The 13197-nt window shown below is 41.5% G+C and carries 15 protein-coding genes; 4 read left to right on the top strand and 11 right to left on the bottom strand.

Going from position 1 to position 13197, the window contains the following annotated elements; genetic code table 11:
* Window positions 1-11: 11 nt before the first annotated feature.
* Window positions 12-1403, bottom strand: a complete 1392-nt coding sequence (locus C6Y01_RS00410) for an MFS transporter (RefSeq protein ID WP_106037685.1) — start codon at window positions 1401-1403, stop codon at window positions 12-14.
* 513 nt (window positions 1404-1916) lie between these two features.
* Window positions 1917-2249 (bottom strand): chaperone CsaA, encoded by a 333-nt coding sequence (gene csaA, locus C6Y01_RS00405; protein WP_106037684.1) that lies wholly within the window; start codon window positions 2247-2249, stop codon window positions 1917-1919.
* A gap of 231 nt (window positions 2250-2480) precedes the next feature.
* Between csaA and C6Y01_RS00400 the strand changes: the two genes are divergently transcribed.
* A complete protein-coding gene (locus C6Y01_RS00400; RefSeq protein WP_034660901.1) occupies window positions 2481-2960 on the top strand; it encodes a site-2 protease family protein in 480 nt (159 codons plus the stop codon).
* On the opposite strand, the gene C6Y01_RS00395 is transcribed toward C6Y01_RS00400, so the two are convergent.
* The 7 genes from C6Y01_RS00395 to C6Y01_RS00365 all read right to left on the bottom strand — a co-directional run bounded on the left by C6Y01_RS00395 (window position 2950) and on the right by C6Y01_RS00365 (window position 8964).
* Window positions 2950-4581 (bottom strand): YndJ family protein, encoded by a 1632-nt coding sequence (locus C6Y01_RS00395; protein ID WP_106037683.1) that lies wholly within the window; start codon window positions 4579-4581, stop codon window positions 2950-2952. The genes C6Y01_RS00400 and C6Y01_RS00395 overlap by 11 nt on opposite strands.
* Window positions 4574-5179: a DUF4166 domain-containing protein gene (locus C6Y01_RS00390; RefSeq protein WP_034660903.1), complete on the bottom strand. Its 606-nt coding sequence runs from the start codon at window positions 5177-5179 to the stop codon at window positions 4574-4576. Before C6Y01_RS00390 ends, C6Y01_RS00395 begins: the two co-directional genes overlap by 8 nt.
* Entirely contained in the window at window positions 5142-6023 is an 882-nt protein-coding gene (locus tag C6Y01_RS00385; RefSeq protein WP_106037682.1) for a hypothetical protein, read from the bottom strand. Before C6Y01_RS00385 ends, C6Y01_RS00390 begins: the two co-directional genes overlap by 38 nt.
* A gap of 147 nt (window positions 6024-6170) precedes the next feature.
* Window positions 6171-6743, bottom strand: a complete 573-nt coding sequence (locus tag C6Y01_RS00380) for a TetR/AcrR family transcriptional regulator (protein ID WP_106037681.1) — start codon at window positions 6741-6743, stop codon at window positions 6171-6173.
* Between the two features lie 3 nt (window positions 6744-6746).
* Window positions 6747-7466, bottom strand: a complete 720-nt coding sequence (locus C6Y01_RS00375; RefSeq protein WP_106037680.1) for an MBL fold metallo-hydrolase — start codon at window positions 7464-7466, stop codon at window positions 6747-6749.
* Window positions 7467-7503: 37 nt separating this feature from the next.
* The gene (locus tag C6Y01_RS00370; RefSeq protein ID WP_095285282.1) at window positions 7504-7977 is read right to left on the bottom strand and encodes a GyrI-like domain-containing protein; all 474 of its coding nucleotides are present in this window, start codon (window positions 7975-7977) and stop codon (window positions 7504-7506) included.
* Between the two features lie 54 nt (window positions 7978-8031).
* Window positions 8032-8964, bottom strand: a complete 933-nt coding sequence (locus C6Y01_RS00365; RefSeq protein ID WP_106037679.1) for a helix-turn-helix transcriptional regulator — start codon at window positions 8962-8964, stop codon at window positions 8032-8034.
* A gap of 118 nt (window positions 8965-9082) precedes the next feature.
* Here C6Y01_RS00365 and C6Y01_RS00360 point away from each other — a divergent pair, with 118 nt between their 5' ends.
* Window positions 9083-9607, top strand: a complete 525-nt coding sequence (locus tag C6Y01_RS00360; RefSeq protein WP_034660909.1) for a CcdC protein domain-containing protein — start codon at window positions 9083-9085, stop codon at window positions 9605-9607.
* 32 nt (window positions 9608-9639) lie between these two features.
* Here the strand turns inward: C6Y01_RS00360 and czrA are convergent, their stop codons facing one another.
* The gene (gene czrA, locus C6Y01_RS00355) at window positions 9640-9969 is read right to left on the bottom strand and encodes a Zn(II)-responsive metalloregulatory transcriptional repressor CzrA (protein ID WP_007500691.1); all 330 of its coding nucleotides are present in this window, start codon (window positions 9967-9969) and stop codon (window positions 9640-9642) included.
* A gap of 186 nt (window positions 9970-10155) precedes the next feature.
* Here czrA and C6Y01_RS00350 point away from each other — a divergent pair, with 186 nt between their 5' ends.
* Window positions 10156-11481 carry an APC family permease gene (locus tag C6Y01_RS00350; RefSeq protein ID WP_034660910.1) on the top strand — a complete coding sequence of 442 codons (1326 nt, stop codon included), beginning with the start codon at window positions 10156-10158 and terminating at the stop codon, window positions 11479-11481.
* A 97-nt stretch (window positions 11482-11578) separates the two neighbouring features.
* Entirely contained in the window at window positions 11579-12241 is a 663-nt protein-coding gene (locus C6Y01_RS00345) for a lysozyme family protein (RefSeq protein WP_034660911.1), read from the top strand.
* Window positions 12242-12274: 33 nt separating this feature from the next.
* On the opposite strand, the gene prpB is transcribed toward C6Y01_RS00345, so the two are convergent.
* Window positions 12275-13192 carry a methylisocitrate lyase gene (gene prpB / locus C6Y01_RS00340; RefSeq protein ID WP_106037678.1) on the bottom strand — a complete coding sequence of 306 codons (918 nt, stop codon included), beginning with the start codon at window positions 13190-13192 and terminating at the stop codon, window positions 12275-12277.
* Window positions 13193-13197: the final 5 nt, after the last annotated feature.

Raw genomic sequence — 13197 nt, 5'->3', positions numbered from 1 at the left:
CTCTTCACGACCTACATTTTAAAATCATCCATATGATCGATATATACTTGATCCCTATTCTCAAGCTCCCTTACAACTTTTTTGTGTTTTTCTTCATCTAGGTTGTAAAAATTAATATCAATCATCGCTAAAATCAGTAAGCATACAGGAATCACCGTTACCGTGATTAAAATGCCAAGTAATGCTTCAGGTGTCTGTATTTGGTTCGCGACATAGCCAAATCGATCGAGTACAAGCCCCGGAACAATCCCGCCTAATGCCATCCCAAATTTAAAGAAGAACCCAATGACTGCGTAGATGAGCCCGCCCATCCTTTTCCCTGTTTTATATTCGCCATATTCAACAGTCTCTGGAATAAGTGCCCACATGTAAGCACCGGCTGTAATACTCCCCGCAGCAGCGACGAGCCTAAAAACAAGTATTAAAGTGATTTGACTCGACGGTATCACAAGTAATGCAAGAAGACCTACGATATTCAGCAATAAAGAATAATTCAGCAGCTTTTTCTTTCCTAACAGCTTGTGCAGCTTAGGAATAAACGGCAGCACCATTAAAGCTGGCAGACTGCCAATGAGTCCGTACCATTTCACTAAATCTTCTCTGCCAAGGTTATACGTCACATAATAGATCCCAACAGAGTTGCTGATCGAGTTCACACCAAAAATAATAATAAAGAAAATGCTTAATACAACAAGCGGACGATTCACTCGCAACTGGACAAAGATATCACTGAATTTAATCTTTTCCTCTGGCTTTTGAAGTGTGACACGTTCATTCGTGCTTTTAAAACAGAAAATCAGTAATGCACCGCCAAGAACGCCGAGAAAAGCCATCGTCATCTGCCAGCCGAGTGCTGTATTTCCTGTCGTATCACTTAAAAAGGTCGCAAGAAAAGGAACAAAAAAAGCCACAACTAGACCGCCTAGATTGGCAAAAACCATACGAACGGACGTAATACTGACAACCTCTTGGTTATTTCTTGTCATTGCGGAAGTTAAAGCACCATAAGGAACGTTGATGAATGTGTATGTAAGCGATAAACCAACATACGTGATGTAGGCATAAATGAGTTTACCCATTTCGGAAAAATCAGGTGTTGTAAAGCAAAGGATGGCAAGTACGACGAAAGGAAACGCACCGAATAACAAGTAAGGTCTGAACCTGCCAAAACGGCTGTTCGTCCGGTCCACCAATGCACCAATAAATGGATCTGCAAGCGCATCGATGGCGCGAACAACCAAAAACATCGTCCCTGCTGCTGCCGCTGATAAACCGTACACATCTGTATAAAAAAATAATAGATACGTAGAGACAGTTGCATAAATCAAATTACATGCGAAATCCCCTGAAGCATATCCCACTTTTTCAGACATACGAATCTTCTTTAAATTCTCACTAACCATGAGCTTTCTCCCTTCTTCACTTAGCCTCTTCTAACGAACAGATGATGGAGGGCAGCAGCAATCAATGCGGGAAATATAAAGCGCTTTCAATTTGTTGTAAAAATGTAGCTGAACATCTCATCCTTTCAGCTTAGCCCATTTAAGCAGCAAATCAGTTGAATGACGGAATCATCTCCTTCAATATAGGAATCAATGCTTGAAATTCATCTTAGTTTATTGACCAAACAAACTAAGATGAATTCATTTTATAAAATCTGATCTGACTTTTCAATATTTTTTGAAAAAATAATCCAAATAATCGATTTCTTGTCATTCATCTTGTAAAATGACATGAAAATCTGAAAGAATTCATTTAATGGTTGCATTCAAGCTCATCCCATGCTATATTAATCAAGCGATGAGCTGAATTGTGTAAGTCGGGTAACATGTCTCTTTGAGACACACACGAATGTGGCGTGTGGTTATTCCGCCTCAATACGCAAAAGACATCTTCTGAAGAAGATGTCTTTTTTCTTACCCTATTTTTGTTCCATTCTCAACCGGTTCATCTGTGGCTAGCAAAACCACGTCTTCTTTTGATTGCATGCCTCCTAAGACAAGCACTTCTGATTTGAACCCTGCAATTCTTCTTGGCGGGAAATTAACGACTGCTACAATTTGTTTGCCGGTAAGATTCTCCGCTGTATAACGCTTTGTCAGCTGAGCACTAGATTGTTTTACACCAATTTCTTCACCAAAATCAATCTTGAGTTTCAACGCAGGCACTCTTGCCTCTGCAAAAAATTCTGCTTCTATGATCGTCCCAACACGAATATCTAACGCCAAAAACTGTTCAATATCTGCCATATGACTCTCTCCCCTTCACGAAAGGTAACGTAATCTATTGATTATCCATTGTAGCACATTCATTTCGTCAAAAAGGAGGTTCAAAAAGCCTATTCAGCGCTAAAATCACCCTTTTAGTTTACATAATAAATTTATAGTCGTGTATTAAATGTTTGCATCCTGAAAATGAATTCAGTAAAATGGCAAATAATCCTACTGCTTCCTCCCGAATATATTGGGGAGGGTTCACACTTGTTTACATTATCGGATATGTGGACGTTTTGCTGGTCGTTTTTCGTCATTCTTCCTATCGTTGCCATCCTGCATCAGCTTGGCCATATTGTGGTCGCGTGGATGTTTGGGGCAAAGGTTTCCTTTGCTCTTGGCAGAGGCAAAAAAGTGTTGAAAGTAGGCGTCGTTGAAATTAGACGAATCTATTTTCTAGATGCATTTTGCCACTATGAAGAAATGAGGAAAAATAACCGATTTTCGCACATTCTTGTCTACTTAGGCGGTTCATTATGCAACCTGCTCAGTGTTCTCATACTGAATACAATGATCGCCAATGATTTCCTGCCAGAGCACCAATTTTTCTATCAATTTGCTTACTTCTCAGTCTACTATGTATTTTTTGCACTGCTGCCAGTCCAGTATGCAGATCATCATCCGAGTGATGGGCAAGCGATTGTGAACATCATTCGGCACGGTGAACCATGTGACATCATTGACTAACATGATGACTTTCGCTGTCAATATGATAATGAATCGTTAAAAAAGGAATACCGAACAGCTTCATTTGGTGTACCGCTGTGAGACTTTGATCTGTCTCCGGCTTCATATGAAAGCTTTCTTCCATTGGCAGTTTCATGGTGATAAAAGGCGTATGTAAATACAATCCTTCGTCACCGGTACTGCCTTTTGGACGTGTGCTTTTTAATAGAAAGTATTCCTTTTCATTAAAAGGCTTTAAAATGGCAGTCAGCTGAGAATACGGAAGCGGCAGCGCAATATTCATATAACCCGCAGCTGCATCGTGATGAAGAGCATAAAGTGCAAAAAAGACTTGCTCCCCTTTTGCGTTATGACGAATCCACGCACGCACATTCTCTCTTTCTTCCTTAGGGTGTTGAAATCTACAAAGGCTTCCCGGCATTTCATAAGGAATACGAGATGACCCCAAATAAAGCTGACCTATTTTCTTAAACACTGGCTGAAGTAAAAAAACAAAAGGCCTCACCCACCAATGGAAACTGACGGCTGCTTTTAACGTAAAAGCCATAGGGTTCTCATAAAATCTGCGAATCACAGGTGAAACCCGATCAGCTGAAAATGTCGTTCCATTTAATTCATCAAGTGAATCGACTAAACCGAGCTTCCCTCGATCGTGCACTCTTTCCTCTTGAAAAGAGATCAAATGAAAGCGACCATGCACTTTCGAAATCGGAAAATCCTTCTGCTCCAATTGATCCTTCGGTCCTTCGATCAACCAGCCAATTAAACCTGGCAAAATCACAAAAAAAGCATTGATACTGCCATGAAACCAAATCATCTGATCAATGCTGATGTAGGTCACGCGCATAAGCATACCCGCTGAATAAAGAAGAGATAACACGATCGTCCCCATTAAAACAAAGCTAGAAAACACAACAAGACCTTTTGCGAAAGTTGACCGAAATTTTGTTTTCACACAAAGGATTCCATATATGTAGAGGGCAACCACATAAAGAATGACGCTGAACGTATCAAATAGACGGGAGAAGCTAATCCCAACAGCAATCATCACAGGCGACAGCAAAATCACCCAGCCCGCCGCTTTGTATAAAGCTGTCTCCTTTGTTCGCTGTCTCCCTAATAATCCATAAAAAAGCGGGATAAAAAAAGCCGAGTAATGAAAATGAATAGCGGTCAAAAGAACAATGATCGGCGAAAATGTCATCACCTGTATATCTGTTGTGTACAGCCAAAACCAAAGCCCGCCTAAAGCGATATACATCCATGCGCCATCGATCATCAGCTCATGAAGCGGAAAGATTCCTCTTTTCAGCAAACAAGAAAAGCCAAATAACGCCAACAGGAATGTATATAAAAGCCAGCCCGATGCAAACCAGGCGGAATGATAGATAAAAGCAGCGGTTGCACAAAGAGCCGCTAGTGGAAAGGCTTTCATTAAAAAGCCGATCAGCATCCCTGGCTTTTGATTCTTCCCTTCTTTCTCAAAAAAGTGTAAGGCAGCGGGAAGAAAAAATAGAATCGCCATGAGAACAAAAAATTCTGCTATCGGACCAGTCATCAAACGCGTGGCAATAAAATAAGACATGAAGATCAGACTGGAGGTCAAATGCCACTTATTCATCAGGAGACACCCTTTCTGTAAAACGGCCTTTATATGTAAAAAGAGTACCAAACAGGCGATTTTTCACGTGGACATCAATGGTATATTCACCTGCATCCTCATCGTAGCCTTCCGTTACATCTGACACACCATAAAGCCATGAAGGCAGCGGCCATTCCCTGCCGAACATCAAAAACTTCTGCCGGCCGGATTGAATGTGCAGGAAACCATGCTTTGTTACTGTAAAATGAAGCTCTGACACAAGAAGTCTAGGCTTTCCAAAGTAGTCTAGTACTGTATGACTCTTCTGATCAATGATCATATCTGCATCAAAGTGCCGCTCCTGCTTTGGAAAATAAAACGTTCGATACCAGTGCATCCCTTCCTCCCCCTTATTTGTCACAAAGGGCTCATTGACAATTTGGAAAGGAATATCTTTTCCTCTCTCAGGGAAAAAACAACGAAACAATGGACCAATTCTGAAGATCAATCGAATGAGTCTTGACCCGCCGCCTATCTCCTCCATGGTGCCTTCAGCAGAAAACGCGCGGTTGTATCTCTCTTTTAGTTTTGGATGCAGTTTATCGTAATCCTTTACTTGATGACGATGAACGACCATGTCTACCTCCCCTTTTTCGTTTGATGGAAAATACATCTATACAATCTCTTAAATTGATCATACCTGCAATCGACAAGATGAAAAATGCACTCATCACAAGCGGCTCATGAAGCGTCGTTTGCGGGGATAGGATCCCTATACAAAGCATGATCAGAAAAAAAATGCTTTGTAGAATGAAAAGATATTTTTTTGACAGCTTAGGAATCAGCCATGATACACCTAAAAGCGCATAAAACAATCGAAATCCCATGCTATGATCAAAAGCAGAATGTGAAAAAGGGATGACCGCTTGGCATAGCCAGACGATGGCAAACAGCAAACAAATCCCGTAATGAGCAAGTGTTCTCTCTAGTAATAACCGAGGATGCGTTCCCTTTTCAAGCCACGTCTTTAAAGCGCCAAAACTAAAGGCCGTCATAAATCCTATCATCGGGCGAAAAAGAATCCGGTCTGCCCATGTCCAACCTTTTCCTTCTTTCGTTTCGTAATCAAATTGAGTTTGAAATACAATGTGATCGCTTGTTTTCATATACTTCCAGTAGCCGCTGCCTTCTTTGATAAAAGACAATGGGTGCGACGATTTGAAATTGAGTGAGGATGCCCGCTCATTCCGTTCATCCATCATTCTTGTTCGATACGCTCCTGTCCCTGTGACACTTAAACCAAACCCAAGATGCTTTTCATACAAAAAGGATTGGGGCTGTTCATTTTGGGGTTCATTTAATGAAATGGTTGAAAAACGCAAATCCCACTGTTCATGAAGCTTTGGATTTTGCGTATATTCCCAGACTTTCTCTATAGGTGCATGAATGGTTGTTTCCACATAAACAGGCTTTCTTTTCATCTGCCTCTACTCCTCTATGTGAATTATTTCACATAATAAGCATACCATGTTTCACAAAACTGTCAAATCTTTATTCGTTTTCTGTTAAAAAATTCTTCAAGACGGCCGCCCTTTTAAGATATCTATTCACTGCAAAAAAAAGACCTGTCAATGAGACAGATCTTCTTTTTGCAACACACCTGAGATATAAAGCCTGACCGCATAGCTCACACTGTCTTCAAGCTGTTCTTTTCGTTGAAATCCCTTTTTATTTGAAATATCACCGAAGCCGTGCAATAAGCTTCTTAGTCCTCTTACCACATGTGTCATCTCTTCTTCTTTTACACCAAAGCGGGACATGATGGATTGGACAAATTCAGCAAGGCGCTCTGCCTCGCTTCTTACTTTTTGCTCATCCATATGTGAAAAGGCAGCTTCATAGAGACCTGGATGTTCCCGGACAAATTCAACATACTGCCTGGCGAAGGCTAAAACAGCTTCTTCTTTATCCAGCCCCTCTGTTACGTGTATGCCTTCTTCACAAAGCATGGACAGCCCTTTTACTGCGAGTGCCGCCTGAATCTCATGAAGACCGGATACGTGATTATAAAGGGAAGGCGGTCTGATGTTCAGCCTTTTAGACAATGTAGCAATGGTCAATGCAGAAAACCCCTCTTCATCAACAAATGCAGCTGCTGTATCCATAATTTTTTCTTGCGTGATACCCATTCTTGGAGACACGGTTTACTGCTCCCCTTTCTTCAGCTGCTGCTGCCTTTTACGAACGGCAGCTTGCAGCTTTTCATGAGGTTTTATGATGAGATCGCCATGTCCTGCAGCAAGACAGGATAAGCGAAGTGCCAGTAATTTTTCGGCGCTATTGAGTGCGGTTTCTGCATCCCATGTAGCAAAGGCCGGGAACGGAAAGGTCCAGCGAAATTCACCCGTTACTGATAAGCCGCCTTTTGTTACAAAGGCATCCCCAGCAATCACAACTCCTGACCTTCCATCGTATAAGGAAATGCTGCCAGGTGTGTGCCCTGGTGTCGCAATGACTTTCAGCGGCCCAATCTCATCTCCTTCTTCGACAAGCACATCCGGTTTTGTGTGAATATTTCTCGAAAAACTGCCTTTGATTTTTTGCTGGGGTTCGCCAGGAAGCAAGGATAAGTCACCCTCAAATAGGCGGGCATCGCGTTTTGATAAATAGACGACTGCCTCTGGAAAAACTTTTTTCACTTCATCTAATGCGCCTATATGATCCATATGACTATGGGTGAGAATAATTTTGTGTATGGGTTTGTTCTTTTGACGGGCAAATTCGATGATCGGCTTTGCTGCCATTTTTAAAGCAGCATCAATTAAGATGAGCCCATTCTCTTCCTCAAATACATAACAATTTACCGGAAATAATCGCGGCATCAATGTGAGCTGGTGCAGACGGTCAAAAGTTGTCAATCTCATCAAGTGTCCCCCCAAAACTAATGTTGTTAGTTTTATATTAACTAATACTATTAGTTTTAGCAACTATTTTTTCATCGACCGCAATATAAATATCGATTTGCGCTTCTTTTGGATCAATAGACCTTTCATCGTACCATTCAAAATCCCCTGTATATGTGCGAAAATAACGCTGATCCCAATTCCAAATCTGCTGCCATGTTTCAAGCACAACTTCTTCAATCGGCCCCTTTCTCGTTCGAAATCTTGCGTACGTGGACGAGGGAATCTCTTTTACATGTTCTAAGTGCTGATCCACAAAGTGTCCCGCTGTGAATAAATAAGAGCCATGCTCATCTTTTTCATAATCTGAATACAGCCCTATGACGGGCGCTTGTCCCCCGTGAGGCTGCTGCGCAAAAAATTGCTGCCAAAGAGGTGCAATCTTCCGCTCTTTTGTCAGCTCCATTTCGTTTGTTGTTCGAACAGACAACCCTTTCATCCATTGTTTCTCTAATGTCACGATATCGTACATACATTCTCATCTCCTTTTTTTCTATCATATAAAAAGAAACCTGACAACATTGTGTCAAGTTTCCATTCGTTTGAGAAATTGTTTCAACTGGAGATCAAACGCTTCTTTGACATGCTTCGGGGAAAGAATGTCGACATCTGGACCTAAAAGGAATAGGAAACTATTTAACCAATCATCTTGAGGTACAGTGATGGTGGCAAGATAGCTTCCGTCTGAACATACGTTCAATTCGTTCTCATCCACCCATTCCTTCACTTTGCCCACTGATGCTTCCGTTAACCTGAGCGTGACAGAGCTGACCGATGGTTGTTCTTGCCAAGAGTCATTCCAAGGCTTCTCTTCGTTTTTGATTCTTTTCGGTTGGAAATATCCTGAAATGGTGACAAGACCCGTCATTCTGGTCAGCTTGAACAGACGAAAAGCTTTTTTCACACAACAAAACGCATACAAATACCAATGCCTTCCTTTTAAAACAAGCGTATAAGGCTCCACTTTGCGTGGAAGTGTTTCGCCTTTCGCATTGCGATAGGTGAACTGAATATATTGGTGCGCTGAGGCAGCTGTATGGATGAGCTGGAGCTTCTGCTCAGCCTGGCTGTCTTTTCCCCAGGAGCTTAAATCAATGAAGACATGATGCTGTTTTTCGCTCTCACCCGTATGCGTGGGAATGAGCGATTTGATTTTTTTCAGTACATGCTCACTTTCTTTAAAGGAGTACGCACTCGTCATGCTTTCGAGGGCTGTTAAAATGACCTCGATGTCATCATCGGTAAATAATTTTTTCTCTAAACGATAGTCCTCAACAAGTGAAATGCCTCCACCTGCTCCTTGGGTTGTCACAATAGGGATTCCCGCTTGATTGATGGTATCAATATCACGATAAATGGTCCTCACGCTCACTTCGTGGAGTTCAGCAAGATCTTTCGCCTGTACTTGCTTCTTGCTAATGAGCAGCATCACAATAGATAAAATGCGGTCGATTTTCATGACTTTTCCTCTTTTTCATAAATGTAGGTTTTGTTTTGATAAAAAAAGAAAGAATGGTAAAGATAAGTAACAGCCAGCATTCGTTTACATCCCTGCACGTGCAGGAGGAGGTTGCATCATGACACATAACGTGTGGCAGTTGTTCATGATTGGGAGCATTATGTTGATCTGCATCATGATTCGAATGAATCGAATGAGACGCTATCAGCTTGTACGCCCCATCAGTCTTTTGATGAGAATGTATATCTTTGGTCTCTCTGCCCTTATTCTCCTATCAGAAGGATGGCAAAATCACAGTATCTTCATCTATGCCGCTATTGGCATGCTTTTTGGAAGCAGCCTGGCTATTCATGCCTATCAGACGATTCGAATGAAAGAAGAAAATGGCCGGCTGTATATGAAAACGAGTAAATGGATTGAAAGCTTCATTTTATGTTTGTTTTTATCCAGGCTTAGTTTTAAGCTGGTTGAGCTGACAAACCATTCGATGACCAAGATCAGTGTCGTTGAACTATATCAGCATATCGTGAGCGATGATGCGATGACCATGCTCAGCTTTTTTCTTTTAGCTGCTTACTATGTTGTTTTTTCTTATCACATGATGAAAGCAAGTAAACGATCGTCACATGTGCATCATGCATAAAAACCTTCCTATAGGCGTAGGAAGGTTTTTTATCAATCGTGCTGTGCATGGTGAATCATCTGTTCAAGCACTTCCATCACATGCTGATCTTCAGGGCTGTAAAAAATCGAGGTCCCTGCTCGTCTAGATTTCACGAGACGAAGGTTTTTTAAAAAGCGCAGCTGATGAGAAACGGTTGATTGCATGAGATTCAGTGTTTCTGCTATATCATTTACCGAGTGTTCACCTTGAGACAGCAGGTGCAGAATTCGAATACGAGTCGGATCAGATAAAGCTTTAAAGGTTTGGGAGACAAGAAATAGACTTTCTTCATCCAGCTCCATCCGTTCCTGTTCTTGATTTGTATTCAGTTCTTCCTTCATTTTGCTTCACCTTTCTTGTCCGTCAAATCACGACTTATTCTCTGTATCATCATATACCAAAACGTCCGGCATGCAAAGCGGGCACACTTTAGAAAAAAGATTTACTCAAATAGCATTGACACTTGGTAGCATTCTTTTTAAAATGAGCATTATTTATTCATTTTTTTAGAGGAGCTGATAGGCAAATTGACTGAAGAGCCAAGACTAAAACGCAGCCTGACTGTCTTTCCACTTGTTGTGATCGGGCTTGCTTATATGGATCCACTTGTCGTATTTGATTCATACGGCATTGTTGCTCAGCTGACGAAAGGACACGTCGCTGCAGCTTATATATTTACGTTACTTGCATTACTATTGACAGCGCTTAGCTATGGGAATATGGTGAAGGCTTTTCCAAAAGCAGGATCTGCTTATACATATGCGCAAAAAAGTATTCATCCTCATGTCGGCTTCCTTGTGGGCTGGACACTTTTACTGGATTATTTATTTTTGCCTATGGTGAATTTTGCGATCGGAAGTGCTTATTTAACCGCAGCCTTTCCTGATGTACCTCATTACATTTGGATCATCATACTTGCTATCGCCATAACGACTGTCAATGTAATCGGTATTCGGCTTACAGCCAACATCACGGCACTATTTGTGACCTTCCAGGTCATTGTCGCCGTCACTTTTGTTGGGTTTGTTATTTATGGGCTCACACAAAACGCTGGAAGTGGAGAATTATTGTCCGCCCGGCCTTTTTATTCAGCGAGCTTAGAACCAGCGCTTATTTTTTCAGGAGCGACTATTTTATGTTTTTCGTTTCTAGGATTTGATGCAATTTCGACCATGTCTGAGGAAACCATTAAGCCAAAAAAGACGATCCCACTTGCCATCTTCTTAACCGTCGCCATTGGAGGCGTACTGTTTACCTTGACGTCTTATTTTTTGCAGCAGGTATTTCCAAATTTTCAACAGTTCAAGCATCCCGATGCTGCCTCACTTGAAATTGCGGAATTTGTGGGGGGCGCATTTCTCCACTCGTTCTTTTTAGCTGGCACAATGGTCGCTGTCATCTCTTCTTCCTTATCGTCACATGCAAGTGCAGCAAGGCTGTTATATGCAATGGGTAGAGATGAGTCGTTACCGAAGCGTTTCTTCGGATATATTCATCCGAGATTAAAAACCCCTGTTTTTAATATTTTATTAATTGGTGCTTTCTCCTTAACCGCAGTCGTTGGCGAACTTGAAGTCATTTATTCCTTTATCAGCTTCGGCGCGTTGATTGGATTCACTTTTGTGAACTTGTCTGTTTTTGCGTACTATTTCGTCAGACAAAAACAAAGAGGTGTACTCAATACATTGAGATACGCATTGATCCCTCTGTGCGGGACGGCCTTTTGTATTTGGCTGTTAACGAGCATCAGTACAAATGCATTAATCATTGGTATGCTTTGGCTGATTATCGGTTTTGTTTATTTCTGCTACAGATTGAAAACAAGACCCGAATTTACATTTGGGTATGATTGATTATAAGGTTTTCACTTGGTATCCTGTGCAGGATATGGCATAATAAAAAGGCTGTACTTCCCTTTTAAAAGCGGGGCAAAACAGGGGTGAACTGACCTTGAAAAAGAAAAAAACAGGATGTTTTGCCATTTCAGGCTGCTTCACGATTTTTCTGTTTGTTTTCGTATTAGCAGCCATTGTCATGTCCTTTAATCAAAAGGAATTAAAAAAGCTGCCGATTGATACGGAATCAATTGTTTTGTCGAGATTGGATGATTACAAGCCGCTTGTAGAAACAGAGCTAAGAGATCAAGATTTAGATCAATATACCGCGTTAATCCTCGGTATGATGTATCAAGAATCAAAAGGCAGAGGCGGAGATCCAATGCAGTCCTCTGAATCTCTTGGTTTGAAACGAAATGAAATCAATGACCCTCAGAAAAGCATTAGACAAGGAGTCCATCATTTTTCTACTATGTACAAGCATGGGAAGAAAAAAGGCGTTGATTTGGAAACCATTATTCAAAGCTATAATATGGGAATCGGCTATATTGATTTTGTTGCAAAAAACGGGGGAAAACATTCCGAGAAATTGGCAAAGCAATACTCCAAAAAGCAAGTGAAACAAAACCCCGAAGTCTATACGTGCGGAGGCAACAAAGATAACTTCCGCTATCCGTATTGCTACGGTGATTTCACTTATGCTGAAAAAGTAAAAGAAAAAACGAAAACAGTTGAAGAAAAGATGAAATTGGCTTCATCATCCACACCATCATCGTAAAAAAGCACTTCCGTTTAGGAAGTGCTTTTCATTTTATCGCTGTTCTTTCCCGATTTCCGGCAGGATCGTTTTCGCTAAATGCTGATCCATTTCCTCATATTCCTCATATTGAATCGTTTCATACAGCTCTTTTCTCGTTTGCATGTCCTTCAGCATTCCTTGCTGCGTCCCCTTCTCCATGATTTCTGTAAATAAACGCTCATACGCTTTTGCAGCGACTCTAAGTGATGACACAGGGTATATGACCATCTGAAATCCAAACATCGAAAATTCGTCTGCATGATAATAAGGTGTCTTACCAAACTCCGTCATATTTGCAAGAAGAGGTCCTTTTATGCTGCTTGACGCATGCGTGAAGTCTTCAGCTGTAATGAGCGCCTCAGGAAAAATAGCATCAGCTCCTGCTTCGAGATAAAGATTGCCTCTGCGGATGACATCCTCCATCCCGTTTACAGACTTTGCATCGGTTCTTGCAATCACCAAAAGCGTTGGTGCCGCTTGTTTGATGGCTTTGATTTTCGCGATCATCTCTTCTACTGGAACGAGCGACTTTCCGTTTAAATGTCCGCATTTTTTCGGCATTTGCTGATCTTCAATTTGAACAGCTGCCACCTTGCTCTCTACCATTTCTTTGGCCGCCCTTGCAGCATTCAATACGCCGCCATAGCCAGTATCCATATCGACCAAAAGCGGCAGCTGAGAAGCTCGAATGATTTCCTTCGCTTTTTCAGCCATTTCCGTTGAATGGATCATGCCGAGATCAGGCAGTCCTTTGCTGGCACAAAAAGCGGCGCCAGATAAATAGAGCCCTTGGAAGCCCATTTTTTTTGCATAAAGCGCAGACATTCCATCGTGAACGCCTGGGATTTGAAATAAAGCTGATTTGTGCATTTGTTCTTTAAAGGCTGCGGCTAAATCTGCTTGACTTGATTCATCATTCACGATCCACACACTAG

The sequence above is a fragment of the Bacillus sp. NMCC46 genome, from assembly GCF_002998465.1.
Taxonomy (GTDB): Bacteria; Bacillota; Bacilli; order Bacillales; family Bacillaceae; genus Bacillus.
The sequence above is the reverse complement of the archived record's forward strand: the minus strand, read 5'-3'. Positions and strand labels throughout refer to the sequence as shown.

Coding starts and splice junctions, on each gene's coding strand:
- C6Y01_RS00410 (WP_106037685.1), bottom strand. CDS start 1,403: ATGGTTAGTGAGAATTTAAAGAAGATTCGTATGTCTGAAAAAGTGGGA.
- csaA (WP_106037684.1), bottom strand. CDS start 2,249: ATGGCAGATATTGAACAGTTTTTGGCGTTAGATATTCGTGTTGGGACG.
- C6Y01_RS00395 (WP_106037683.1), bottom strand. CDS start 4,581: ATGAATAAGTGGCATTTGACCTCCAGTCTGATCTTCATGTCTTATTTT.
- C6Y01_RS00390 (WP_034660903.1), bottom strand. CDS start 5,179: ATGGTCGTTCATCGTCATCAAGTAAAGGATTACGATAAACTGCATCCA.
- C6Y01_RS00385 (WP_106037682.1), bottom strand. CDS start 6,023: ATGAAAAGAAAGCCTGTTTATGTGGAAACAACCATTCATGCACCTATA.
- C6Y01_RS00375 (WP_106037680.1), bottom strand. CDS start 7,466: ATGAGATTGACAACTTTTGACCGTCTGCACCAGCTCACATTGATGCCG.
- C6Y01_RS00370 (WP_095285282.1), bottom strand. CDS start 7,977: ATGTACGATATCGTGACATTAGAGAAACAATGGATGAAAGGGTTGTCT.
- C6Y01_RS00365 (WP_106037679.1), bottom strand. CDS start 8,964: ATGAAAATCGACCGCATTTTATCTATTGTGATGCTGCTCATTAGCAAG.
- C6Y01_RS00360 (WP_034660909.1), top strand. CDS start 9,083: ATGACACATAACGTGTGGCAGTTGTTCATGATTGGGAGCATTATGTTG.
- czrA (WP_007500691.1), bottom strand. CDS start 9,969: ATGAAGGAAGAACTGAATACAAATCAAGAACAGGAACGGATGGAGCTG.